General features: G+C 51.7%; 20 protein-coding genes. 19 read left to right on the top strand and 1 reads right to left on the bottom strand.

Features of this window, described 5'->3' with window-relative positions; all coding sequences use genetic code 11:
* Positions 1–81: 81 nt before the first annotated feature.
* The 10 genes from lgt to recD all read left to right on the top strand — a co-directional run bounded on the left by lgt (position 82) and on the right by recD (position 15,497).
* Positions 82–957, top strand: coding sequence for a prolipoprotein diacylglyceryl transferase (lgt, locus tag FDX19_RS10790; RefSeq protein WP_048213109.1), 876 nt, complete (start codon positions 82–84; stop codon positions 955–957).
* A 6-nt stretch (positions 958–963) separates the two neighbouring features.
* The gene (gene thyA, locus FDX19_RS10795; RefSeq protein ID WP_137382695.1) at positions 964–1,758 is read left to right on the top strand and encodes a thymidylate synthase; all 795 of its coding nucleotides are present in this window, start codon (positions 964–966) and stop codon (positions 1,756–1,758) included.
* Positions 1,759–1,942: 184 nt separating this feature from the next.
* A complete protein-coding gene (locus FDX19_RS10800) occupies positions 1,943–2,413 on the top strand; it encodes a prepilin peptidase-dependent protein (RefSeq protein ID WP_137382696.1) in 471 nt (156 codons plus the stop codon).
* Positions 2,404–2,967, top strand: coding sequence for a prepilin peptidase-dependent protein (locus FDX19_RS10805; protein ID WP_137382697.1), 564 nt, complete (start codon positions 2,404–2,406; stop codon positions 2,965–2,967). The genes FDX19_RS10800 and FDX19_RS10805 overlap by 10 nt, the downstream gene beginning before the upstream one ends.
* The gene (locus FDX19_RS10810) at positions 2,964–3,371 is read left to right on the top strand and encodes a DUF2509 family protein (RefSeq protein ID WP_137382698.1); all 408 of its coding nucleotides are present in this window, start codon (positions 2,964–2,966) and stop codon (positions 3,369–3,371) included. The genes FDX19_RS10805 and FDX19_RS10810 overlap by 4 nt, the downstream gene beginning before the upstream one ends.
* Positions 3,356–3,679 (top strand): prepilin-type N-terminal cleavage/methylation domain-containing protein, encoded by a 324-nt coding sequence (locus FDX19_RS10815; RefSeq protein ID WP_137382699.1) that lies wholly within the window; start codon positions 3,356–3,358, stop codon positions 3,677–3,679. Before FDX19_RS10810 ends, FDX19_RS10815 begins: the two co-directional genes overlap by 16 nt.
* Positions 3,680–3,691: 12 nt before the next feature.
* The gene (gene recC / locus FDX19_RS10820; protein WP_137382700.1) at positions 3,692–7,060 is read left to right on the top strand and encodes an exodeoxyribonuclease V subunit gamma; all 3,369 of its coding nucleotides are present in this window, start codon (positions 3,692–3,694) and stop codon (positions 7,058–7,060) included.
* 178 nt (positions 7,061–7,238) lie between these two features.
* Positions 7,239–10,127, top strand: a complete 2,889-nt coding sequence (ptrA, locus tag FDX19_RS10825; RefSeq protein ID WP_137382701.1) for a pitrilysin — start codon at positions 7,239–7,241, stop codon at positions 10,125–10,127.
* Complete coding sequence (recB, locus tag FDX19_RS10830) at positions 10,120–13,665, top strand: exodeoxyribonuclease V subunit beta (protein WP_137382702.1); 3,546 nt, start codon at positions 10,120–10,122, stop codon at positions 13,663–13,665. The genes ptrA and recB overlap by 8 nt, the downstream gene beginning before the upstream one ends.
* Entirely contained in the window at positions 13,662–15,497 is a 1,836-nt protein-coding gene (recD, locus tag FDX19_RS10835; RefSeq protein ID WP_137382703.1) for an exodeoxyribonuclease V subunit alpha, read from the top strand. The genes recB and recD overlap by 4 nt, the downstream gene beginning before the upstream one ends.
* Before the next feature lie 85 nt (positions 15,498–15,582).
* Here the strand turns inward: recD and argA are convergent, their stop codons facing one another.
* Complete coding sequence (gene argA / locus FDX19_RS10840) at positions 15,583–16,914, bottom strand: amino-acid N-acetyltransferase (RefSeq protein WP_137382704.1); 1,332 nt, start codon at positions 16,912–16,914, stop codon at positions 15,583–15,585.
* Positions 16,915–17,148: 234 nt separating this feature from the next.
* Here argA and amiC point away from each other — a divergent pair, with 234 nt between their 5' ends.
* From amiC to FDX19_RS10885, 9 genes are all read left to right on the top strand, one after another.
* Positions 17,149–18,402, top strand: coding sequence for an N-acetylmuramoyl-L-alanine amidase AmiC (gene amiC / locus FDX19_RS10845; protein WP_137382705.1), 1,254 nt, complete (start codon positions 17,149–17,151; stop codon positions 18,400–18,402).
* A 375-nt stretch (positions 18,403–18,777) separates the two neighbouring features.
* Positions 18,778–19,353 carry a fimbrial protein gene (locus FDX19_RS10850; RefSeq protein WP_137382706.1) on the top strand — a complete coding sequence of 192 codons (576 nt, stop codon included), beginning with the start codon at positions 18,778–18,780 and terminating at the stop codon, positions 19,351–19,353.
* 59 nt (positions 19,354–19,412) lie between these two features.
* The gene (locus FDX19_RS10855) at positions 19,413–19,940 is read left to right on the top strand and encodes a fimbrial protein (protein ID WP_137382707.1); all 528 of its coding nucleotides are present in this window, start codon (positions 19,413–19,415) and stop codon (positions 19,938–19,940) included.
* A gap of 10 nt (positions 19,941–19,950) precedes the next feature.
* Positions 19,951–20,511, top strand: a complete 561-nt coding sequence (locus FDX19_RS10860) for a fimbrial protein (RefSeq protein ID WP_137382708.1) — start codon at positions 19,951–19,953, stop codon at positions 20,509–20,511.
* A 9-nt stretch (positions 20,512–20,520) separates the two neighbouring features.
* Positions 20,521–21,111: a fimbrial protein gene (locus FDX19_RS10865; protein ID WP_137382709.1), complete on the top strand. Its 591-nt coding sequence runs from the start codon at positions 20,521–20,523 to the stop codon at positions 21,109–21,111.
* A gap of 83 nt (positions 21,112–21,194) precedes the next feature.
* Positions 21,195–21,920: a fimbria/pilus periplasmic chaperone gene (locus FDX19_RS10870; RefSeq protein ID WP_249357547.1), complete on the top strand. Its 726-nt coding sequence runs from the start codon at positions 21,195–21,197 to the stop codon at positions 21,918–21,920.
* Positions 21,921–21,967: 47 nt separating this feature from the next.
* On the top strand, positions 21,968–24,574 hold the full coding sequence (locus tag FDX19_RS10875; protein ID WP_249357548.1) for an outer membrane usher protein: 2,607 nt from the start codon (positions 21,968–21,970) through the stop codon (positions 24,572–24,574).
* Entirely contained in the window at positions 24,571–25,158 is a 588-nt protein-coding gene (locus FDX19_RS10880; protein WP_137382711.1) for a fimbrial protein, read from the top strand. The genes FDX19_RS10875 and FDX19_RS10880 overlap by 4 nt, the downstream gene beginning before the upstream one ends.
* 11 nt (positions 25,159–25,169) lie before the next feature.
* Positions 25,170–25,769, top strand: a complete 600-nt coding sequence (locus FDX19_RS10885) for a fimbrial protein (protein ID WP_137382712.1) — start codon at positions 25,170–25,172, stop codon at positions 25,767–25,769.
* Positions 25,770–25,778 lie beyond the last annotated feature (9 nt).

Below are 25,778 nucleotides of genomic sequence, written 5' to 3' on the forward strand. Positions count from 1 at the left end.
CTTTGGAGCGCCTGCATTATGCAGGCGCGCTTATCAATTGCTGTCTGACTTCAGCGAAATAACAAGAACTTGTGGTGACAGATGACCAGTAGCTATCTGCATTTTCCGGATTTCGATCCGGTCATTTTCTCAATTGGACCCGTCGCGCTTCACTGGTACGGCATGATGTACCTGGTGGGGTTTATTTTTGCGATGTGGCTGGCGACGCGCCGGGCTAATCGCCCGGGCAGTGGCTGGACCAAAAACGAAGTAGAAAACTTACTTTATGCAGGCTTCCTCGGGGTCTTCCTCGGCGGGCGTATTGGCTACGTGCTGTTCTATAACTTCCCGCTGTTCCTTGATAACCCGCTGTATCTGTTCCGCGTCTGGGATGGGGGCATGTCCTTCCATGGCGGACTTATCGGGGTGATTCTGGTGATGATTATCTTCGCCAAACGCACCAAGCGTACATTCTTCCAGGTCTCTGATTTTATTGCTCCACTGATTCCGTTTGGTTTGGGCGCAGGCCGTCTGGGTAACTTTATTAACGGTGAACTGTGGGGGCGCGTCGACCCGAACTTCAAGTATGCCATGTTGTTCCCTGGCTCCCGCACAGAAGATATTTTATTGCTGCAAACCAACCCGCAGTGGCAGTCTATTTTTGACACATACGGCTCTTTGCCTCGCCATGCCTCACAGCTTTATGAGATGGCGCTGGAAGGGGTTGTGCTGTTTATCATTCTTAACCTGTTTATTCGCAAACCTCGTCCGATGGGCTCGGTTTCCGGTCTGTTCCTGATTGGCTATGGCGCGTTTCGTATTATCGTCGAATTCTTCCGCCAGCCGGATGCGCAGTTTACCGGCACATGGGTTCAGTACATCAGCATGGGGCAGATCCTGTCTATCCCGATGATTGTCGCAGGTATTATTATGATGGTTTGGGCGTATCGTCGCAGCCCGCAGCAACACGTTTCCTGAGGAACCATGAAACAGTATTTAGAACTGATGCAAAAAGTGCTGGATGAAGGCACACAGAAAAACGACCGTACCGGAACCGGAACGCTTTCCATTTTTGGCCATCAGATGCGTTTTAATCTGCAGGAAGGGTTTCCGCTGGTTACGACTAAACGCTGCCATTTACGCTCGATCATCCATGAGCTGTTGTGGTTTTTGCAGGGCGACACCAACGTTGCCTACCTGCATGAAAACAACGTCTCAATCTGGGATGAATGGGCAGATGAGAACGGTAATTTAGGTCCGGTGTACGGCAAACAGTGGCGTGCATGGCCAACACCGGATGGCCGTCATATTGACCAGATCACGACGGTGCTGAACCAGTTGAAAAACGACCCGGATTCCCGTCGTATTATCGTTTCCGCGTGGAACGTCGGCGAACTGGATAAAATGGCGCTGGCGCCGTGTCATGCGTTTTTCCAGTTCTACGTGGCGGATGGCAAACTCTCTTGCCAGCTGTATCAGCGTTCATGCGATGTGTTCCTCGGCTTGCCGTTTAACATTGCCAGTTATGCCTTGCTGGTTCACATGATGGCGCAGCAGTGCGATCTTGAAGTCGGTGATTTTGTCTGGACCGGTGGCGACACGCACCTGTACAGCAATCATATGGATCAAACGCATCTGCAGCTTAGCCGTGAACCGCGCGCGCTGCCGAAGCTGGTTATCAAACGTAAGCCAGATTCAATTTTCGACTATCGTTTCGACGATTTCGATATTGAGGGTTACGATCCGCATCCAGGCATTAAAGCACCGGTCGCTATCTGATCGGGGTTAATCCTGTCACAACCGGCGCCTTACGCGTCGGTTTTTTTTTGCCTTACATTCTATTCTGCGGCGCTGATTCCTGAAGTTTTGCAACGTGATGCAATGCGATAAATATTCTCCGTAGCTTGCCGAAGAAGCTGAATTTCCCCCTCGTTATTAATTTCTCTCACGCCATACTGGCGACATGAAAAAACAACACGGCTACACGCTTCTCGAAACCCTGATTGCAATGCTGATTGTCGCGGCGCTTGGCGCATCAGGGCTGTATGGCTGGCAGCGCTGGCAGCAACAACAGCGTCTGTGGCAAACCGCCTGCCAGGTGCGGGATTACCTGCTGCAATTGCGTGAAGATGCTAACTGGCGCAATCGTGATCACGTCATCAACGTGCTCCGCGAAGGGGGAACATGGTGTCTGGCAAGTTCAGCGGCGTCACAAACGTCGTGTCAGCCTGTTTCACCGTTGATATTTACGCCACTCTGGGCTGATGTCGAGATGGCAGAGATAACACCGTCACTGGCTTTTTTCGGCCTACGTAATACCGCATGGGCCGGGCATATCTACCTGAAGAATGCTGCAGGTGAATGGCGTGTGGTGGTGTCTGGTTGGGGGCGAATCAGGCTTTGCGAACGCGGTGAGGCGGATCAATGTCGGTAAGTGAACGTGGCTTTTCACTGCTTGAGGTGCTTATCGCTATGGTGATAAGCAGCATTTTACTCCTCAGCGCTGCGCGATTTTTACCTGCACTGCAGCGCGAGATTTTGCATAACACTCGTCAGCTGGTGCTTGAAGATGAGCTCTGGCAGCGGATCTATACCGTGGCGAAGCATCTCCAGCGGGCTGGCTATTGTCGGGGAAACTGTATCGGAGAAGGGCTGATGATATCAGCCGCGGGAGACTGTGTCATTGCACGCTGGGATGCCAACAGCAACGGTGTCTGGGACGATATTCCGGCAAAGGAGGCCGATGCCGTTGGATTTCGTGTTCAAGATAAGGTGCTGGAAACCTTGCGTGGCGCAACAACCTGCGAGGGAAAAGGTTGGGATAAAATGACCGATCCGGATTCTATTCAGATTGAGGTATTTCAGGTGGATCGCCTGAATATCAGCGGATTTGCGCCAGTGCTTTCGTTGCACCTGCGCGGGAGAAGTAACGCCGAGCCTCAAAAGGTGATTGAGGCATTTTATGACGTCACAGGATTCAATCTGTGAACCGTGAGCGAGGTGTTTCATCGCTTGCAATGGTGCTTTTACTCCTGGTTCTCGGCAGTCTGTTGCTGCAAGGCGTGAGCCGACAGGAGGCGAGTTTTGCGTCGCGGGTGGCAACGGAAAGCCAGTCGCTACAACATCAGGCAGTGGTGCAATCCGCCATGGAATGGGCACGTATGCAGCCCTGGAGCTTGCAGATAGCAACGCAGTGTCGACGCTATTCCACGCAGGGGGCAACAGTCTGCCTGCGTGTGCTCGACGACGATCTTGTGCTGCTTATTGCGCAATATGAAGGTATATCGCTATGGCGTCAGGGGATGATTATCGAGGGTACTATCGAATTCTCAGCGCATGGCTGGAGCGATTTCTGCCCGTTAAAGGTGCTGGCGCTATGTCTGATACCCTGAACAGACAGCGTGGTTTTAGCCTGCCGGAAGTGATGTTGGCAATGGTGCTGATGATTATGATCGTGACTGCGCTTTCGGGATATCAGCGGGCGCTGATGAAGAGCTTTTTAGTCAGAAGCCAGTATCAACAATTGTGGCATCACGCCTGGCAGCAAACACAGTTGCATGTGTTTTCACCACCTTTAAACTGGCAAATTAACCGAATGCAGACAACGGTAGCGGGATGTGTCAGCATCAATGTTAAAATTACTTCCCCACTGGGCAGGCAGGGTCAGATGACACGACTGCACTGCCCAAATCGTCAGTAGTCAGGAGTCGCTATGTTAAGGGTCTACCACTCCAATCGTCTGGATGTGCTGGAAGCGTTGATGGAATATATCGTCGAGCGCGAGCGGCTGGACGACCCCTTTGAACCCGAGATGATCCTGGTTCAAAGCACCGGTATGGCGCAGTGGTTGCAAATGACTCTGGCACAGAAGTTTGGTATTGCCGCTAACATTGATTTCCCGCTGCCAGCGAGTTTTATCTGGGATATGTTTGTGCGCGTATTGCCGGATATCCCAAAAGAGAGCGCATTCAGCAAACAGAGCATGAGCTGGAAGCTGATGACGCTGCTCCCCCAATTGCTGGATAACGATGATTTCGCACTGCTACGCCACTATCTCACCGACGACTCAGACAAACGTAAGCTGTTTCAGCTTTCATCACGCGCCGCGGATTTGTTCGACCAGTATTTAGTCTACCGCCCTGAATGGCTGACGCAGTGGGAAGCGGGGCAGCAGGTGGAGGGGTTAGGAGACGCTCAGGCCTGGCAAGCGCCATTGTGGAAAGCACTGGTGGAATACACGGCTGAACTGGGACAGCCACGCTGGCATCGTGCCAATTTATATCAGCGGTTTATTCAGACCCTGGAAAGTACATCTGACTGCCCACAAGGCTTGCCCTCGCGCGTCTTTATTTGTGGTATCTCCGCGCTACCGCCCGTGTATCTGCAGGCATTACAAGCGCTGGGTAAGCACATTGATATTCATCTGCTTTTTACCAATCCCTGTCGTTACTACTGGGGGGATATTAAAGACCCCGCTTATCTGGCTAAACTGTTGGCGCGTCAGCGTCGGCATAGCTTTGAAGAACGACATTTACCGCTGTTTCGCGATAGCCAGAATGCTGAAGGGCTGTTTAACAGCGATGGTGAGCAGGATGTGGGGAATCCGATGTTGGCCTCATGGGGAAAACTCGGACGTGACTACATATATCTGCTTTCGGAACTGGAAAACAGCCAGGAGCTGGATGCGTTTGTCGATATCACCCCTGATAACCTTTTGCATAATATTCAGTCAGATATTCTTGAGCTGGACAGTCGGGCTGTGGCGGGAGTTAGCCTGGAGGAGTATTCACGTAGCGACAATAAACGGTTGCTTGAGCCGAATGATACTAGTGTGACGTTCCATGTCTGCCATAGCCCACAACGCGAAGTGGAAATACTCCACGACCGGTTGCTGGCAATGCTTGAAGCGGACCCAACGCTGACGCCGCGCGACATCATCGTGATGGTGGCGGATATCGACAGCTACAGTCCATTTATTCAGGCTGTCTTTGGCAGTGCCCCGGCCGATCGTTACCTACCGTATGCTATTTCCGACCGTCGGGCGCGTCAGTCTCATCCTGTCTTACAGGCGTTTATTAGCCTGCTTTCGCTACCGGACAGCCGCTTTGTCTCGGAGGATGTGCTGGCATTACTGGATGTGCCTGTGCTGGCTGCGCGTTTCAACATCAATGAAGAAGGGCTGCGCTATCTTCGTTTGTGGGTCAATGAGTCTGGAATTCGCTGGGGCATTGATGATGACAACGTGCGCGAACTCGCGCTTCCTCCAACGGGCCAGCATACCTGGCAATTTGGTTTAACACGCATGCTGCTGGGCTATGCGATGGAAAGCGCGCAGGGTGAGTGGCAGTCGGTATTGCCCTATGATGAGTCCAGTGGTTTGATTGCCGAGTTAGTCGGGCATTTGGCCTCGCTGCTGATGCAGCTTAATCTCTGGCGCCGGGAGCTGGCAGTAGAGCGTCCGTTGGCGGCGTGGCTGCCTGTTTGTCGCGAAATGCTGAATGATTTCTTCCTGCCGGATGCTGATACCGAAGCCGCGATGGCGCTGATTGAACAGCAGTGGCAGGCCATTATTGGCGAAGGGTTGGGAGCCGAATATGACGATGCCGTACCGCTTTCGTTGTTGCGTGATGAGCTGGCACAGCGACTCGATCAGGAACGAATCAGCCAGCGTTTCCTGGCCGGGCCTGTCAATATCTGTACGCTGATGCCGATGCGCTCCATTCCTTTCAAGGTGGTGTGTCTGCTGGGGATGAACGATGGCGTTTATCCGCGCCAGCTTGCGCCGCTGGGCTTTGATCTGATGAGCCAAAAACCGAGGCGTGGTGACCGAAGCCGCCGTGATGATGACCGCTATCTGTTCCTGGAAGCGCTGATTTCGGCGCAGCAAACGCTCTATATCAGCTATATCGGCCGCTCAATCCAGGATAACAGTGAGCGCTTCCCGTCGGTTCTGGTACAGGAATTGATGGATTACATTGGGCAAAGCCACTATTTGCCGGGCGATGAATTACTCACTAGCGATCAAAGTGAAGCGAAAGTAAAAGCGCACATTACCCGTTTACATACCCGTATGCCCTTTGATGCACAAAACTATCTGCCAGGTGAGCAGCAAAGTTATGCCCGCGAGTGGTTGCCAGCGGCAAGCCTGTCAGGCAAAGCGCACACGGATTTTGTCCAGCCGCTTCCCTTTGAAATGCCTGAAACCCTGACGCTGGAAACGCTGCAACGCTTTTGGGCTCATCCGGTACGGGCGTTTTTCCAGATGCGCCTGAGGGTAAATTTCCGCTCTGAAGAGAGCGAGATCCCGGAAACTGAACCCTTTATCCTTGAAGGGCTTAGCCGCTATCAGCTTAATCAGCAGTTGCTTAACACGCTGGTCGAAGAACACGATGCAGAGCGTTTGTTCCGCCGCTTCCGCGCTGCGGGGTCGCTTCCCTATGGCGCATTTGGTGAAATTCTCTGGGATACACAACACCAGGAGATGCAGTCGTTGGCTGAGCGCATTATCGCCTGTCGTCAGCCCAGTCAAAGCATGGAAATTGACCTGACCTGTAATGGCGTACAAATTACGGGTTGGCTCCCGCAGGTACAGGAAGACGGATTGTTGCGCTGGCGCCCATCTCTGATAAGCGTTTCGCAGGGTGTGCAACTTTGGCTGGAACATCTTGTCTACTGTGCCAGTGGCGGCACGGGAGAAAGCCGGTTGTTCTTACGCAAAGACGGCGAGTGGCGTTTCCCTCCACTGGAGGCAGAGCAGGCGTTACAGTATCTGTCGCAACTTATTGAGGGATATCGGGAAGGCATGTCATCGCCGCTACTGGTATTACCGGAAAGTGGTGGGGCGTGGATAAAAACCTGTTATGACGCCGTAAATGATGCCATGTTAGATGACGATGATACGTTGCAAAAGGCGCGCAGTAAGTTTTTGCAAGCCTATGAAGGCAATATGATGGTACGCGGTGAAGGTGATGATATCTGGTATCAACGCCTGTGGCGTCAACTGGAGCCTGAAACTCTGGAGACCATTGTTTTACAGTCTCAGCGTTATTTGTTACCGATTTTTCGATTTAATCAGTCGTGACGATTGTATAAAAATTGCGCAATTTGATGGCTTCCACTATGATGCGCTTTCTGTCACGGACTGATTCTTACAAAGAGAAGAGGCTGACGCGTTCAGCACAGAGTCTTGCCCTGTTCAGACCACGCTAAATGCGTTGTTTGCAGTGAACAGGTGAATACGTTAATGATGAGGTTTGTGAATGCCCCGCAGCACCTGGTTCAGCGCATTACTGTTGTTCGTCGCCTTTTGGGCGCCCGTAAGTCAGGCAGATACCGGTTGGCAGCCTTTAGCTGAAACCATCCGTAAAAGCGATAAAGATACCCGCCAGTATCAGGCCGTGCGCCTTGATAATGGCATGGTCGTGTTGCTGGTATCCGATCCTCAGGCCGTTAAATCCCTCTCTGCACTGGTGGTGCCTGTCGGCTCGCTGGAAGATCCGGACGATCATCAGGGGCTGGCGCATTACCTTGAACACATGTGTCTGATGGGATCGAAAAAATACCCGCAGCCGGACAGCCTGGCCGAGTTCCTGAAAATGCACGGCGGCAGCCACAATGCCAGCACTGCGCCTTATCGCACCGCTTTCTATCTTGAAGTCGAAAATGACGCGCTGGTCGGGGCGGTAGATCGTCTGGCGGATGCGATTGCCGATCCGTTGCTGGATAAAAAATATGCCGATCGCGAGCGAAATGCCGTTAATTCTGAGCTGACGTTGGCGCGTACCCGCGATGGTATGCGTATGGCGCAGGTGAGCGCGGAGACGATCAACCCGGCGCACCCTGGTTCGCGCTTCTCCGGCGGAAATCTGGAAACGTTGAGCGATAAGCCGGGCAACCCGGTGTTGACAGCGTTACAGACATTCCATAAAAAGTACTACTCAGCTAACCTGATGAAGGCGGTGATTTACAGCAATAAACCGTTGCCAGAGTTGGCGAAAATAGCGGCTGACACCTTTGGACGCGTACCGAACAGAAATATCGAAAAACCGGAAATAACCGTCCCGGTTGTCACTGACGCGCAAAAGGGCGTCATCATCTACTATGTTCCGGCAATGCCGCGTAAAGTGCTGCGCGTTGAGTTTCGTATCGATAACAACAGCGCACAGTTTCGCAGCAAAACCGATGAGCTGGTGACCTACCTGATTGGTAATCGTAGCCCGGGAACGTTGTCTGACTGGTTGCAAAAGCAGGGATTAGTTGAGGGCATTCGTGCGGACTCCGATCCTGTCGTTAATGGCAACAGCGGTGTATTAGCGATTTCCGCGACGTTAACCGACAAAGGGCTGGCAAATCGAGATGAAGTTGTCGCCGCAATATTTAGTTATATCAATTTGTTACGTGAAAAAGGTGTCGATAAACGCTATTTTGACGAGCTGGCGCACGTGCTGGATCTCGACTTCCGTTACCCCTCCATCACTCGTGATATGGACTATGTGGAATGGCTGGCCGATACCATGATCCGCGTGCCTGTCGAGCATACGCTCGATGCAGTGAATATTGCCGACCGGTACGATGCCAAAGCCGTTGAGCAACGGTTAGCGATGATGACGCCGCAGAATGCGCGCATCTGGTATATCAGTGAGAAAGAACCACACAATAAAACCGCTTATTTTGTCGATGCGCCTTATCAGGTAGATAAAATCAGCGAGAAAACATTCGCCGACTGGCAGCAAAAAGCGCAGGGCATTGCGCTGTCGTTGCCGGAGCTGAACCCGTATATTCCAGATGATTTCACGCTGATTAAGACGGATAAAAAATATGCTCATCCGGAGCTGATCGTTGATGAGCCTGATTTACGCGTGGTGTATGCCCCGAGTCAATATTTTGCCAGCGAGCCAAAGGTTGATGTCAGCGTGATACTGCGTAACCCGAAAGCGATGGACAGCGCCAGAAACCAGGTCTTATTCGCCCTGAACGATTATCTGGCGGGTATTGCACTCGACCAGTTAAGTAACCAGGCATCTGTTGGTGGAATTGGTTTCTCTACCAATGCTAACAACGGGTTAATGCTTAACGCTAACGGCTACACCCAACGTTTGCCGCAGCTTTTCCAGGCGTTGCTGAGCGGTTATTTCAGTTACACCTCAACAGATGAACAGCTGGAACAGGCGAAATCCTGGTACGCCCAGATGATGGACTCTGCGGAGAAAGGCAAAGCCTACGATCAGGCGATCATGCCGGTTCAGATGCTGTCTCAGGTACCGTACTTCTCACGTGATGAACGTCGTGAGCTGTTGCCATCTATTACGTTGAAAGACGTGATGGCCTACCGTGACACCTTAAAAGCCGGTGCGCGTCCCGAATTCCTGGTGATCGGCAATATGAGTGAAACTCAGGCGAAAACCATGGCTCGGGATATCCAGAAGCAGCTTGACGCGAACGGCTCACAGTGGTGCCGAAACAAAGATGTTGTGGTAGACAAGCAGCAGTCTGTCATCTTTGAAAAAGCGGGCAGTAGTACGGATTCAGCGCTGGCGGCGGTGTTTGTACCCACCGGCTATGACGAGTACACCAGCTCGGCTTACAGCGCGATGCTAGGACAGATTGTTCAACCGTGGTTCTATAATCAACTGCGTACTGAAGAGCAATTAGGTTATGCCGTCTTTGCTTTCCCTATGAGCGTTGGCCGCCAGTGGGGAATGGGCTTCCTGTTGCAAAGCAGTGACAAGCAACCGTCCTATCTCTGGGAACGTTATAAGGCATTTTTCCCGACGGCGGAAGCGAAGCTGCGGGCGATGAATGCTGATGAGTTCGCACAAATTCAGCAGGCGATCATCGCGCAAATGCTGCAGGCTCCGCAAACTTTGGGGGCCGAAGCCTCTCAGTTAAGCAAAGATTTCGATCGCGGCAATATGCGCTTCGATTCACGTGATAAAATCGTGGCTCAGATTAAACTGCTGACGCCGCAAAAGCTTGCCGACTTCTTCCATCAGGCGGTGGTTGAGCCGCAAGGCATGGCGATACTGTCACAGGTTTCCGGTAGCCAGAATGGGAAAGCAGAATATGTGCACCCGGAAGGCTGGAAAGTGTGGCAGACCGTCAGCGCGTTGCAGCAAACCTTACCCCTGATGAGTGATAAGAATGAATGATGCCGCTGAGCCCCTTGATCCCCTACGCTTGCCCCTGACGGGTGAGCGTCTGATTGAAGCCTCTGCAGGCACCGGTAAGACCTTTACCATCGCCGCCCTGTATTTACGTTTACTGCTTGGACTGGGCGGCTCTGCCGCCTTTCCTCGTCCTCTGACTGTCGAAGAGCTGCTCGTGGTTACTTTTACAGAAGCTGCGACAGAAGAGTTGCGAGGTCGAATTCGTAGCAACATTCATGAACTACGCATCGCCTGCCTGCGTGAAACCACGGATAACCCGCTCTACGCCCGTTTGTTGGAAGAAATCGCCGATAAAAAGCAGGCCGCACGGTGGTTGTTATTGGCTGAAAGACAGATGGATGAAGCCGCGGTGTTTACCATCCACGGCTTTTGTCAGCGCATGCTCAGTCTGAATGCCTTTGAGTCAGGCATGTTGTTTGAACAGCAGTTGATTGAGGATGAATCGCTGTTGCGCTATCAGGCCTGCGCAGACTTCTGGCGTCGACATTGTTACCCGCTGTCTCGCGACATTGCACAGGTTGTTTTTGAAACGTGGAAAGGTCCACAGGCGCTGCTAAGGGATATCGATCGCTACCTGCAGGGTGAATCCCCGGTGATTAAAGCGCCACCGCCAGCTGATGAAACGCTGGCCGCCCGGCACGAAAAAATTCTGACGCGTATCGACCAGATTAAGCAACAATGGCGTGATTCCGTCGCTGAACTGGACGGTCTACTGGAAGCATCCGGGATCGACCGGCGTAAATTTAATCGTGGTAATCAGGGCAAGTGGATCGAAAAGATCAGTGCCTGGGCACAGGAAGAAACCCGGAGCTACCAGCTTCCTGACGCACTGGAGAAATTCTCTCAGCGTTTTCTGGAAGACCGCACCAAAGCTGGTGGTGTAACCCCTCAACATCCGCTGTTTGTCGCGATTGATGAATTGCTGAGTGAACCGCTGACAATCCGCGATCTGGTGATCACCCGGGCATTGTCGGAAATCCGCGAGGCGGTCGCCCAGGAAAAACGCCGACGCGGTGAGCTGGGTTTTGACGATATGCTCAGTCGCCTGGATGCGGCGCTGCGTAGCGAAAGCGGCGATGCGCTGGCGGCGGCTATTCGTACCCGTTTTCCGGTGGCGATGATCGATGAATTCCAGGATACCGACCCGCAGCAATACCGTATTTTCCGCCGTATCTGGCAGCATCAACCGGATACAGCGTTGTTGCTGATAGGCGATCCTAAGCAGGCTATTTACGCCTTTCGTGGCGCGGATATTTTTACCTACATGAAGGCGCGTAGCGAAGTCAGCGCACACTATACGCTTGATACTAACTGGCGTTCGGCCCCAGGCATGGTCAACAGTGTCAATACGTTGTTCAGCCAGATGAGCGACGCTTTTATGTTCCGCGAAATCCCTTTTAGCCCGGTGAGGTCCGCGGAGAAAAATCAGTCGCTACGGTTTGTGCTGGAAGGGGAAACGCAGCCGGCGATGAGTATGTGGCTGATGGAAGGGGACAGCTGTGGCGTGGGGGATTATCAGAGCTTTATGGCCCAGGTGTGTGCGACACAAATTCGCGATTGGCTTAAAGCCGGGCACTCTGGCGAAGCGTTGCTGGTCAGCGGTAAAACGTCCAGGCCGGTACGCGCATCTGATATCAGCGTACTGGTGCGCAGCCGCCAGGAGGCGGCGCTGGTACGCGATGCGTTGACGCAACTGGCCATCCCATCGGTATATCTTTCTAACCGTGACAGCGTCTTTGATACGCTGGAAGCGCAGGAACTGTTGTGGGTTCTGCAGGCGGTGATGACGCCGGAGCGTGAAAATACGCTGCGTAGCGCGCTGGCAACCTCAATGATGGGATTGAATGCGCAGGATATTGAAGCGCTGAATACTGACGAAAATGCCTGGGATGCGGTGGTCGAAGAGTTCGATGGCTATCGTCAGATCTGGCACAAACGCGGCGTGATGCCGATGCTGCGCGCGTTGATGTCCGCTCGCCATATTGCGGAAAACCTGCTGGCAACGGCAGGGGGCGAACGCCGTCTGACCGACATTTTGCATATCAGCGAACTGCTCCAGGAAGCGGGATCGCAACTGGAAAGCGAGCATGCGCTGGTACGCTGGCTATCGCAACATATTCTGGAGCCCGACAGTAATGCGTCCAGCCAGCAGCTCAGGCTGGAAAGTGATAAGCATCTGGTCAAAATCGTCACTATCCATAAATCAAAAGGGCTGGAATATCCGCTGGTCTGGCTGCCATTTATCACCAATTTCCGCGTCCAGGATCAGGCGTTCTATCACGATCGCAGTTCGTTTGAAGCCGTGCTGGATCTCAGCGAAGCGGATGAAAGCGTTGAGCTGGCAGAGGCTGAACGCCTGGCAGAAGACTTGCGTTTGCTTTACGTCGCGCTCACCCGCTCGGTTTGGCACTGCAGCCTGGGCGTGGCGCCGTTGGTACGCCGTCGGGGCGATAAGAAAGGTGATACCGATGTGCATCAAAGTGCTCTTGGTCGCCTGTTGCAACGGGGTGAACCAATGGATGCCGCAGGTTTGCGTAGTGCGATTGAGGCGCTGTGCGGTGAGGATATCGCCTGCCTGACGCCGAATGAACCGGATGGAGAGCGCTGGCAGGTTGTACAGCCTGCCAGTTCTACGTTGAATGCAAAAATGCTGCAACGAACGCCTGGTGACAGTTGGCGTGTTACCAGCTATTCCGGTCTGCAACAGCGTGGGCATGGTATTGCACAGGATCTGATTCCACGTCTGGATATCGACGCGGTAGGCGTCGGTGAAGCCATTGAGGAATCAGGCCTTACGCCACACCAGTTTCCTCGCGGCGCGTCACCAGGGACATTTTTGCATAGCTTGTTTGAAGATCTGGATTTCACCCAGCCGGTTGAGCCAGTGTGGGTACAAGAAAAGCTCGCGCTTGGCGGATATGACGCGCACTGGGAGCCCGTTCTGACGCAGTGGCTGGATACTATTTTGCATACGCCGCTCAATGAAACCGGTGTGAGTTTGAGCGATCTTTCTGCGCGTGAAAAACAGGTGGAGATGGAGTTTTACCTGCCGATTTCGCAACCGCTGCTGGCCGATCAGCTCGATGCAGCGATCCGTAAATACGATCCTCTTTCGGCCGGCTGCCCGCCGCTGGACTTTATGCAGGTACGCGGCATGCTGAAAGGGTTTATTGACCTGGTGTTCCGCCACCAGGGGCGCTATTACCTGCTCGACTACAAGTCAAACTGGCTGGGTGAAGACAGTTCTGCGTATACCCAACAGGCAATGGCCTCAGCCATGCAGGCGCACCGCTACGATCTGCAGTATCAGTTGTATACCCTGGCGCTGCACCGTTATCTGCGCCATCGCATCGCTGATTATGACTATGAACGCCATTTTGGCGGCGTTATCTATCTTTTCCTGCGCGGCGTTGACGGCGACGATCCGCAGCAGGGAATTTACGCCACCCGACCAGACGGAGAATTGATCGCGTTGATGGACGAGATGTTTGCCGGTGCGGTACTGGAGGAGATGCAATGACAATCCAGAAACGATTGCTGGAGGCCGTAGAGCAAAAACAGCTCCGTCCTCTGGATGCACAGTTTGCGCTGGCGGTTGCCGGAAACGACAGCCCAGCCGTTACGCTGGCGGCGGCTCTGCTCAGCCGTGACGCGGGCGAGGGGCACGTTTGCTTACCGCTTTCCCGACTATCTTTACGCGAAGATGCCCATCCGCTGTTGAGCGCCTGGCTGTGCGAGGCCGGTGAACCGGAAGACTGGGCGGAATGTCTGCTGACCTCCGCTGCGGTAAGTCACGGCGAACAGCCAACACCGCTGGTGTTATATGACAATCGCCTGTATTTGAACCGGATGTGGCATAACGAACGCGCGGTGGCGCACTTTTTCAGCGAGGTTAACCAGGCCATTGAAGTGGACGAGCCACGGTTGACCCGCACGCTGGAAGCGCTCTTCCCACCAGCGGAGGGTGTTAACTGGCAAAAAGTAGCGGCTGCTGTGGCGTTGACCCGCCGTATATCGGTGATCTCCGGGGGACCTGGCACCGGTAAAACGACAACGGTAGCCAGGCTGCTGGCAGCATTGATTCAGATGGCGGACGGTGAACGCTGCCGCATTCGACTGGCAGCGCCAACGGGAAAGGCGGCAGCGCGCCTGACCGCCTCGTTGGGTGCGGCACTGCGAGAGCTACCGCTGACCGATGAGCAAAAGAAACGTATTCCCGATGATGCCAGTACGCTGCACCGGTTGTTAGGCGCTCAGCCCGGCAGCCAGCGTCTGCGCCATCATGCGGGTAATCCGCTGCATCTGGACGTGCTGGTGGTGGATGAGGCTTCCATGATTGATTTGCCCATGATGTCGCGCCTTATCGATGCACTACCGCCGCACGGACGGGTGATTTTTCTGGGCGATCGTGACCAGCTCGCCTCCGTTGAGGCGGGGGCGGTGCTGGGAGACATTTGTGCATTTGTGAATGACGGATTTACCCCGGAACGTGCCAAACAACTCAGTCGGCTGACCGGTAGTCCCATTCCAGCGGGAGCCGGAACTCAGGCCGCGTCTTTACGTGACAGTTTATGCTTGCTGCAAAAGAGTTACCGTTTTGGCAGTGATTCTGGCATCGGTCAACTGGCTGCGGCCATTAATCGGGGTGACAAGACCGCGGTTAAAACCGTTTTCCAGCAGGGATTTAGCGATATCGAAAAACGCACGTTACGCAGCAGTGAAGATTATGCCGCGATGCTGGATGAAGCGCTGGCGGGGTATGATCGCTACCTGGATTTACTGCGTGAAGGGGCTGCGCCGGACACCATTATTCAGGCCTTCAATGATTATCAGTTGCTGTGCGCACTGCGCGAAGGTCCATTTGGCGTTAGCGGATTGAATGAGCGCATTGAGCAGGCGATGGCGCAAAAACGTAAAATTCAGCGTTCGACGCACAGTCGTTGGTATGAGGGAAGGCCGGTAATGATTGCGCGTAATGACAGTTCGCTGGGGCTGTTTAACGGTGATATTGGCATTGCCCTCGATCGTGGACAAGGGCTGAGAGTGTGGTTTGCGCTGCCGGACGGTTCGATTAAGTCGGTGCAACCCAGCCGTTTGCCGGAGCATGAAACGACCTGGGCGATGACGGTACACAAATCTCAGGGTTCTGAGTTCGACCATGCGGCGTTGATTTTACCCAGCCAGCATTCGCCAGTTGTTACCCGAGAGCTGGTTTATACCGCTGTGACCCGCGCCCGCCGCCGCTTGTCGCTGTATGCCGATGAGCGGATTTTGAGTAGCGCCATTGCCACGCGCACTGAACGTCGCAGCGGATTGTCAGCATTATTTAATGACGGCCTGCAGTGTGCCTGATGGCGACGCTAACGCCTCTTATCAGGCCTACGGTGCCAGCGAGGTAGGCCGGATAAGGCATTTATGCCGCATCCGGCAATGACCACTATCCCAGATCCGCCATCAATACTTTTGACCGCCGCTGATAGTTGTACATCTCTTTTTTGCTTTCCGGCAGCAGATCGATATCGACCGGCGTGAAGCCGCGCTCCTGGAACCAGTGAATGCTGCGCGTCGTCAACACGAACAGCTTGCTGAGTCCCATTTGTCTGGCCTGCACAGCGATCCGCTCCAGCAAAACTTCGCCACGGGATGAGCTACGGTAGTCCGGATGCACTGCCACGCACGCCATTTCGCCAATCTTCTCCTCCGGAAAAGGGTACAGGGCGGCACAGGCAATGGTCAGATTATCGCGCTGAATTATGGTGAACTTGTCGATCTCCATTTCCAGTTGTTCACGGGAGCGACGCACCAGAATACCTTGCTGTTCCAAAGGACGAATCAATTCCAGAATGCCGCCAATATCGTTAATGGTGGCGCGACGGATTTGCTCGGCGCTTTCCATCACGATTTGCGTACCGATTCCATCGCGGGAGAACAGTTCTTGTAACAACGCGCCATCTTCCTGATAGCTGATCAGATGGCAGCGGCGCACGCCGCTACGACAGGCTTTGACCGCACCGCGCAGGAAACGCACCGTACCGGAGCTGTAATCACCTTTCTCTTCCTGTGACTCAACACGCGCTTGCGCTTCGTTGGGAAAAAGTTCGGAAACAATATCGCCATTCTCATTAGTCACCCCCTGAGAGGAGCAAAACCCGATCATTTTTTCTGCTTTCAGTTTGATCGCCAACTGGGTGGCAACCTCTTCGGAGGTCAGATTAAAGCTCTCGCCGGTCACGGAAACAGCGACCGGACCCAGCAGAACAATAGCGCCGCTGTCCAGTTGACGGTGAATCGCTTCTTCATCAATTCGACGAATACGTCCGCTATGGCAGTAATCCACACCGTCATCCACACCCAACGGTTGCGAGATAATAAAATTACCGCTGACCACATTGATGTGTGCACCCTGCAATGGCGTATTGTTCAGACTCATTGACAGGCGGGCGGTAATATCAAGCTGGAGCAAACCCGCAGCCTGTTTGACCAGCTCCAGCGTTTTGGCGTCGGTAACGCGCGTATTTTTGTGATACACCGGTTCATGGTGATGCGCGGCCAGATTGGCATCAATCTGCGGCCGTGCGCCATAGACCACGACGAGGCGGATGCCGAGGCTATGAAGAAGACCAATGTCATTGACGATACTGGAAAAGTTTTCATGCTCGATGGCTTCGCCGCCCAGCATAATGACAAACGTTTTTCCCCGGTGGGTATTGATATAGGGAACAGAATGGCGAAATCCCTGTACCAGTTCGGTTCTACGCTCCTTCACCACGGCACACCCTCATTGCATGATTATTCGTAATTTGTGTATTTTTATTCTGTTTTGGCGTTGCGCGCAAGCGTAATTTTTGCCCATGCCGAAGATTTTTCTCAGTAATGCCGTGAATATAAAAACAATGTTTACCCTTTTATAGATGACAGATTATGCGTCATTCGCTAAAGTTTCCGGTCAATTCGGACGTTTTACGTATTACCTCAATATAGATTTCTTTTGCTCGGGAGAAGCATGTCGGGATCCAACTCAGCAATCAGTCGCCGCCGTTTACTGCAAGGTGCGGGTGCTATGTGGCTTTTAAGCGTCAGCCAGGTCGGTTTGGCTGCCGTGAGTCAGGTCGTTGCCGTTCGTATCTGGCCTGCGTCCAGCTACACCCGTGTCACGGTAGAATCTAACCGTCTGCTGAAATACAAACAATTTGCCCTGAGTAATCCTGAGCGTGTGGTTGTAGATATTGAAGGCGTTAATTTGAACTCGGTGCTGAAGGGCATTGGGACGCAGATCCGCCCAGACGATCCCTACATTAAATCCGCACGCGTCGGGCAGTTTGACCCGCAGACCGTGCGTATGGTGTTTGAACTGAAACAAAATGTGAAACCTCAACTCTTTGCATTAGCGCCAGTTGCAGGCTTCAAAGAACGTTTGGTGATGGATCTCTATCCTGCCAATGCTCAGGATGTCCAGGATCCGCTGCTGGCATTGCTTGAAGATTACAACAAAGGTGATCTGGATAAACAGGTGCCACCTGCGCAAAGCGGCCCACAGCCGGGTAAAGCGGGACGCGATCGTCCGATTGTTATTATGCTTGACCCTGGCCACGGTGGAGAAGACTCCGGTGCCGTGGGGAAATACAAGACACGTGAAAAAGATGTGGTACTGCAGATAGCCCGTCGCCTGCGAGCACTTATCGAGAAAGAAGGCAACATGAAGGTCTATATGACGCGTAATGAAGATATCTTCATTCCGTTAAAAGTGCGCGTGGCGAAAGCCCAGAAACAGCGTGCTGACCTGTTTGTTTCTATTCATGCCGATGCGTTTACCAGTCGCCAACCCAGTGGTTCGTCGGTGTTTGCACTCTCAACCAAAGGCGCGACCAGTACAGCGGCAAAATATCTGGCACAAACCCAGAACGCCTCGGATTTAATTGGTGGCGTCAGCAAAAGCGGCGATCGCTACGTCGACCACACCATGTTTGATATGGTGCAATCGCTGACTATCGCCGACAGCCTGAAGTTCGGAAAAGCGGTGCTGAATAAACTCGGTAAGATTAATAATCTGCATAAAAATCAGGTTGAACAGGCCGGGTTTGCCGTGTTGAAAGCGCCGGATATTCCCTCTATCCTCGTAGAAACGGCATTTATCAGTAACGTCGAAGAAGAGCGTAAGCTGAAGACGGCGACCTTCCAGCAGGAAGTGGCAGAGTCGATTCTGGCAGGGATTAAAGCCTACTTTGCCGATGGCGCGACGCTGGCGAGAAGGGGATAAATACACGCCCTGGGCATTCTGACGCAATAAAATGTACGAATGCCCAGGGTGAAATATTATAGTTGAATTATTTACAGGGCTCGGTAATATCGTCAAGCGGGTGTCAATATCAATTTATATTTAGAGGGTATTAAATTATTGGATTGATTAATGCTTATCTTGCCTTATTTATGTTAAATGTATAATTTATTTTTATATCTATTTTTAATAGATGGATTTTTTGCATTTATTTTTTCCCAAAATAAACTTGACGCTTTTTTCTCGCTAGATAGTCTATCCTCACCTGAAATATAATCTTAATGTACTACCTCTGGTAGGAATACAATCACCGCAAATTGCGGTACTTGGATATGTATTATATTAATAAGGGAAACGATGAAAAAATTAACTATTGCGGCTATCGCTATGGCATTTGCAGGTAGTGCTTTTGCTGGCGATCAGGACTCAGCAGATATTCATTTTGCTGGCGAAGTGCAGACTAACATCTGTACAGCATCGCTTGTGGGAGGCGGGACTTCAGTGCAACTGGATCCAACAGATGTTAAGACTGTCTCGGCAGCGACTACCGACTCGGTAATGAAAAAAGATTTCGCTGTCTCTCTGGACTGCACTGCTCAGGGCTCCAAAGATAGCATTAGCGGTGCGAGCTATGACACCGTAACAGGGTATTTGTCACCGGCAAAAGGAACATCAATCAATTCCAGCACTCCTGCGCTGGATAACACCGACGTTACGGCGGCGGGTGCGCAAGGGGTTGGTTTCCAGGTCCAGAATAAAGATGCCAGCAATGCAGTCCAGACTTTTACCTCTGCGGATAGAGTTGCGAAAGTGATCGATACGGCTGCGCCAATGGTGTTCAGTTATAACGTGGGCTACCTGAACACTGGCTCTGGCACCGTCAGCGGCGGTCTGGTTGCGGCTGACGCCATGTTTATCGCAACCTATCAGTAATAAAAATAATATCAGGCAGGGCTGGTAAAGCCCTGCTTTATGTTCGGCAGGGAGAGAAAATGCGTAAAGGAATACCGTTATTGTTGCTCCTGATGATATTTGGCCAAAAGACCCTGGCGACTGACGGTTCCGACTTTTGGATATCGGGGTACATTATAAAAACAACCTGTACCCTACAAACGGGGGATGGGACGTCAATCGCCTTAGCAGAGGTGAGTACGCAGACGTTAAGCGATTCGACGACACTCGTTTCCGCGCAAGAATTTACTATTAACGTCAGTTGTACCTCACCTTCAGTCTGGCATGAAGTGACGGGGACGTTTACTACCAGTGGTGAGGTCGATAACGACGTAAAAGCGTTGAAAAATACGATTGTCGATGCCAGCGGCGCAAAAAATGTCGGGTTACAGATTAAAGATAAAACGACCGACACCCTTGTTGATTTCAGTACAACGCAGCAGTTCACTCTGCTTTTTAGCAGTGACAATAGCGCCTTATTTCGCTTTGAAGTTGGTTATATCAGCCTCGGTGAACCGGGGAAAGGCGATGTGCATGCGGCGGCGACCTTTACCCTGACCTACGCCTGACGGAGCGCCGGTGAATAAATTAATTGCTCTACTGCTATCTGGGCTTGTGTGGGGGAACTCAGCGTGTGCTGCCGATACGCTGGAATATGATTTTACCGGTCGGGTAACGGAGACAACCTGTAAGGTTGAGCTTTACGATATGAATGGCTCATCGGCTACCAGTATTACCGGTGTATTTAAAAGAGATGCAATGCCAGCCATCGGCGACATTGTGTGGACGTATGCGGGGGGGATGTATAGCAACGCCTTCTATTTCCGCGTCACCTGCCCGTCCGGGAATACGATGACAGAAGTGACCGGCAAAATCAGTACATCGCAAGAAGTTGATGCTGCCACCATGGCACTGAAAAATATGAATGACAGCACCAATCAGTTCGGCATTGTACTTAAAGATACCGATCAAAATAAGATGATCGATTTCAGCACGGTCGAGAATACCCAATCTTTTACTCAGCAGGGGGATACTCGGGTGGCGGATTTTAATTTTGACGTGGGAATAGTGCGGTACGGCGAGAGTGTTGGTTATGGTTATGTGGCGTCATCCATTGTATTTTCTGCGACCTTTCAGTAAGGGGAATATATGAACTATTTCCCATTTTTTTTATTCCTGATGGTTTTTTCTGTCTATAGTGCAGATAGCCTACAGACACCGGAAATCCCCATCGAAGTGGAAATTTCCCCTTACTCCGTGGAATGTAATATTTGGATGGAGGTTAATGGTGTGAAAACCACAGTAATTATCCTGGATACCGTCTCTTTGCAGGATATTCAGCAAGCTACCACTACCGCAAAACCATTTACTGTTCGTATTGTGTGTACTGAACTCTCTGAAGGTTATCCGTTCCATCTTCGCTGGTCCACCACGGGAGAGGTGGATTCAACAACCCAGGCACTGAAAAATACCACCTTTTCAGGGGCGAACAATGTTGGTTTTGTGGTGAGCGATCAATCGATATCCCCCGCTTCCGTGGTGAATTTTGAGTCGGGGAGCAGTAAAGATTACTCCATTGACAGCGCTGATTTAATCGCTGGGAATCGCGATTGTTATGATTTGGGGGGAACTTATTGTAATAACTGGGCAACTGAATATTCAGTTGGCTATATAACCTACGGCACGGCTGGGGCGGGGATAGTGACCGCCGACGCAACGGTGATTACGAATTTTGATTAAATAAGCTGAGTGTATTTTTATTTGGTTTAGATATTTCCAGAGTCAGAGTATTAATATTGTTGTGAAAATGAAAGGGATTTTATATGAAAAAATGTTTATATTCAACTTTGTTGGCGTTCTCATTGGCCTTGAGTAGCACGGCGTCATGGGCCAGCGTAGTGATTCAGGGAACGCGGGTTATTTATCCTGAAGCGGCGAAAGAAGTCACGGTAAAAATGGTCAATGAAGGCGCATCGCCTTTATTAGTACAGTCGTGGCTGGATGACGGTAATGAAAATGGCGATCCGGCCAAAATGAAGTTACCGTTTATTGTTACGCCACCGGTCTCGCGTCTTGATCCGCAAAAAGGTCAGAGTGTGCGTATTAACTGGACCGGTCAGGCATTGCCACAGGATAAAGAGAGTATTTTTTGGTTTAACGTGCTGGAAATTCCGCCTAAAGATAAGAGTGCCGAAGGCAAAAGTAAGCTCAATCTTGCGCTGCGTTCACGAATCAAATTCTTTTATCGCCCGGCGTCACTGCAGGGCAGTTTTATTGATGGTTTGAATAACGTTAAGTGGTCGCTGGTCAACGATGCGGGTAACGTGGCGATCGTCCTGAAAAATGACTCACCCTATTATCTCTCGCTGATAGGCGGCTCGGTGTGGGCTGGGGCGAAAAAATACGATTATAAACCGAAAATGTTGAGCCCTCTTAGCGAAGAGCGCTTTGTTGTGCCACAGCTCACGACAACTTCCGTTAATAAAGTGTCATGGATTGCGTTGAATGACTACGGTGCAGATTCGGAAGTTGTCAAAACGGTTAAATAAACCCAGCACGCGTTGTTTTACAGGATTATTAATATAAGGGAAGGATAGTGCGCCGATTATCTCGAGCCGTTTATTTATCAACGTTTCTGTCTGGTTTTTTTTCTCTGGCATCCGCACAGGCGGATGAAAGTATTCCTGAAGAAAGCGCCAACCCTGAGATTGTGGAGTTTAGTGACGCCTTTTTAATGGGGGAGGCGGGCAGTCAACTTGATCTGAAGCGTTTTTCACGCGGAAATCCCGTTCTCCCTGGTACATACAACGTTAAAGTTTTCCTTAATGGCAAGGAAATGTTCAAGACGCAGTTGACCTTTAACGAAAATAATACGGATTATGCGTCGGTATGCTTTACCCATGCGGTGCTGGAGCAGCTTAATGTGAACCCCGAGTCGTTGCATCAGGAGGATGAGGACGCCTGTTACGATCTGGTCGCCACGCTACCAAAGTCATCCAGCCGTTACGATCCGTTGACTCAGGAGCTGGATGTGACGATCCCGCAGCTTTATCTGGTCAGCCATCCGGCGGGATATATATCGCCCTCGCGTTGGGACGCCGGGATCCCGATGGCGCTGCTATCTTATAACGCCAACGCCTGGCATAGCAAAAGCGACAATACCACGCAGGACACCTTTTACAGCGGGGTGATGCTGGGGGTTAACCTTGGCGCATGGCGTTTACGTTCGAATGGCGCGTACAACTGGGATAATGACAACGGCGGAAAGTACAACAGCTACGATCTGTTTGTTGCACGCGATATTGTGCCGTTACGCGCAAAAGTGGAAATGGGAGACGTACGCACCAACGCTAACATGATGGATTCCGTCTCGCTGGATGGCGTGCACCTTTACAACGATGCGCAGATGGACCCATCGGCCAATAGCTATGTGCCGGTTATTCGTGGCGTAGCGAATAGCAATGCTAAAGTGACCGTACGCCAGGAAGGGCGTATTGTCACGCAGGTTACTGTCCCGCCCGGGCCGTTTGCCATCAGTGATTATTATGCCGCACAAAACGGCAGCGATCTGGATGTTACCGTCGAGGAGTCTGACGGCAGTACTCGCGTATTTTCTATGCCCTATGCCTCTATTGCCCATTTGCTGCGTCCTGGCGAAGTGGATTGGGATATCGGTATCGGCACGGTGGATAAAGACACGGTTGATGAAACGCTGTGGGCAGGCGTCGCCACCGGCTCTTATGGCCTGAGCAATATGTTTACCGCCTACGGCGGTGTGCAAATGGTAGAAAATTTATACACCGCCGGCATGCTCGGTGTGGCAATGAATACCAGCATCGGGGCATTTTCATTCGACGTGACGCATTCACAAACTACCGCTGATGACGTTGGCACCTTAAAAGGGCAGAGCTACAGCCTTAACTACAGTAAAAATTTCACGGCGACGGGCACCACCTTCAACGTGGTCGGCTACCGTTTTTCCTCAGAAAACTACTTATCGATGAGCGATGCGCTGTCGCTCAAAAATACGCTGGATAATTATGCTTCTGATAACAACACCTCCACCCAGGAGGCGTATCACGCGTATACGCATACGCGCAATGAGATACAGGCCAACATCTATCAGGACGTCACTATCAATGGTGAAAGTTTTGGCTCGTTTTATCTGAACGGGACCTGGCGTAGCTATTGGGGCGATGATGGCAATACGTCGCAGTATTCCGTGGGGTATAGCAATTCTGTGGGGAGTGTGAGTTACAGCATTTCCGTCCAACGCAGCTATGACGAGTTTGGCGAAGCAGACGACAGCATCAACCTCGGTTTCTCTATTCCGTTGGGGTCGGGCTCCAGCTCGGACTATCGTCCGTTCTCCAGTATGAGCTTCAACAGCAGTAGCGATTTTAAAGGTAGCGACAGCATCAGCGCGATGGCGACAGGGAGTTCGCGAGACAATATGTATAACTACTCTCTGAACACCACCAGCAGCCGCAACAAAGACAGCGAAGATCTCACCACCATCGGCAGTTGGGTGACGCGCAATGGCGCCTACAGCACAACCTCATTGTCAGCGACGCAAGGGCTTAACGGCGATCAACAGTACTCGCTGAGCACAACCGGCGGGCTGGTACTGCACAGTGGCGGACTGACGCTGGCTTCCGGCTATTTAACGCCAGACTCGACGATGGCGCTGGTGCACGCCAGCGGTGCCAAAGGCGCGTCCGCCTCGACGGGCAATGGGCAGGTAGATGGTTTTGGCAATATGATCGTTACCAGCCTGAGTCCCTACCGGGAAAACACTGTTGGTCTGAATATTGACACCATGGAAAACGATGTTGCGATCGGTAACACCACTGGCGTCGTGGTACCGACCAGTGGGGCGCTGGTGCGCGTGAATATCGAAACCGATGCCCGTAAGGCATTTATGCTGGAGCTGACGCGCGATGATGGCGGGTTTATTCCGCTGGCGGCGGATGTGCAGGATGGCGCTGGCAACTCTGTTGGTACTGTCGGCCAGGCGGGGATCGCCTTTGTGCGCGGCGTGGAGGACAGCGGTACGCTTGCCGTTATTTGGGGCAATGGCGCTGAAGGGCGCTGCCAGGTGAGCTATCAACTGGATGATCATGCCAGCATGATCGGTAAAACGCCGCTTATTTCCGGCCTGCACTGTCGGAGCGCTTCAGCCAGCATTAAGGTGACACCATGATACATAAGCGAATTTTTCGTCATTTAGCATTAGGTCTGTTTTCATTTTGCTTTAGCGCCGCGGCTTTTGCCGCTTGTGAAACTGCCGATGTGTCAAAATGTATAGGGAGTAGCAAGACGGTTGAGGTAACGTTTACTGCAACGCTTGAAACCCCTTCATGTAATGTCTCTTTGGGCGGGGAGAGTAATCTGGGAGGCAAATCTATGACCGTGGATTTCGGTCAGATTATCGCTACCGATCTGGGGATTTCTTCGAGTGGGGAGTCGCGCTATGTTCGCCCTTTAGGCATATTTTTAACGGGTTGCGATAATATTCTTCATAAAGCGTTGGTAACGTTTTCTGCGCCTGTCCCCTCCGGTTATGAGGAGCGTATAGTTGATGATACTTTATATGTGACTATCGGAATAAAGGACCGGGTCAGCGCTTCTTTCGTCACATTTAATAAAGAGAGAGACATAATATTAAAGAGTAGCGATGAGGGATATGTTGCAATGTACGATATATATCTTTTTAAACAATACACAGATGCCCTCAACCTTGGTAATTTGGATAAGTCATTTCAGATTATTGTTCGTTATAACTAAATGGGATGATCATGCGCTATTATATTGCTTATTTATTTACGTTAACTTTGTATTCTCCTGTTTTGGCGCTGGCGGCAGAAACGTTTATTACCGCACCAACGATGGATGTTACCGTAAAGGCAGCACTCACATTACCCGTATGCAATATTAATGTTAAACAGGAAATTCTCCTTCCTTATGCCTATCCCGAACAGTTTGCTGCTGGCGGCATATTTAGCGCTTTAGGTCCCACTGATTACAGTGGGGGCGACATCTATACACCGTTTAATATTACGCTCACTAACTGCGGTAGCGAAACGGCGCCAATACCCAGGACACTGCGTTTAACATTGGATGGTTCTTCAGAAGTCGTGGATGGTGTATTTGAAACAATTTATAGTACTCAAGATGAGGCTTATCGTAGTACAAACCTCGGCGTTGTTATCTTTAATACGGATAGCGCCAGCGCGAGAAATGTCCTGTTGAATGAAATTATCTTAACCAATCAAACGGCGACGGACAGTGAACAAGTTTTCCATTTCGCGGCGCGTTTTCAGAAAGTGGACACTGGTGAAGAAGTTGTGGCAGGGGCTTATCGTGCGTATATTTCCGTGACCGCAGCTTATGAATAAAAAGGATAT

It is taken from the genome of Citrobacter sp. wls619 (assembly GCF_005281345.1).
Lineage (GTDB): Bacteria > Pseudomonadota > Gammaproteobacteria > Enterobacterales > Enterobacteriaceae > Citrobacter.

Coding starts and splice junctions, on each gene's coding strand:
- lgt (WP_048213109.1), top strand. CDS start 82: ATGACCAGTAGCTATCTGCATTTTCCGGATTTCGATCCGGTCATTTTC.
- FDX19_RS10885 (WP_137382712.1), top strand. CDS start 25,170: ATGCGCTATTATATTGCTTATTTATTTACGTTAACTTTGTATTCTCCT.
- ptrA (WP_137382701.1), top strand. CDS start 7,239: ATGCCCCGCAGCACCTGGTTCAGCGCATTACTGTTGTTCGTCGCCTTT.
- recC (WP_137382700.1), top strand. CDS start 3,692: ATGTTAAGGGTCTACCACTCCAATCGTCTGGATGTGCTGGAAGCGTTG.
- thyA (WP_137382695.1), top strand. CDS start 964: ATGAAACAGTATTTAGAACTGATGCAAAAAGTGCTGGATGAAGGCACA.
- FDX19_RS10880 (WP_137382711.1), top strand. CDS start 24,571: ATGATACATAAGCGAATTTTTCGTCATTTAGCATTAGGTCTGTTTTCA.
- FDX19_RS10800 (WP_137382696.1), top strand. CDS start 1,943: ATGAAAAAACAACACGGCTACACGCTTCTCGAAACCCTGATTGCAATG.
- amiC (WP_137382705.1), top strand. CDS start 17,149: ATGTCGGGATCCAACTCAGCAATCAGTCGCCGCCGTTTACTGCAAGGT.
- FDX19_RS10865 (WP_137382709.1), top strand. CDS start 20,521: ATGAACTATTTCCCATTTTTTTTATTCCTGATGGTTTTTTCTGTCTAT.
- recD (WP_137382703.1), top strand. CDS start 13,662: ATGACAATCCAGAAACGATTGCTGGAGGCCGTAGAGCAAAAACAGCTC.
- recB (WP_137382702.1), top strand. CDS start 10,120: ATGAATGATGCCGCTGAGCCCCTTGATCCCCTACGCTTGCCCCTGACG.
- FDX19_RS10870 (WP_249357547.1), top strand. CDS start 21,195: ATGAAAAAATGTTTATATTCAACTTTGTTGGCGTTCTCATTGGCCTTG.
- FDX19_RS10850 (WP_137382706.1), top strand. CDS start 18,778: ATGAAAAAATTAACTATTGCGGCTATCGCTATGGCATTTGCAGGTAGT.
- FDX19_RS10805 (WP_137382697.1), top strand. CDS start 2,404: ATGTCGGTAAGTGAACGTGGCTTTTCACTGCTTGAGGTGCTTATCGCT.
- FDX19_RS10855 (WP_137382707.1), top strand. CDS start 19,413: ATGCGTAAAGGAATACCGTTATTGTTGCTCCTGATGATATTTGGCCAA.
- FDX19_RS10815 (WP_137382699.1), top strand. CDS start 3,356: ATGTCTGATACCCTGAACAGACAGCGTGGTTTTAGCCTGCCGGAAGTG.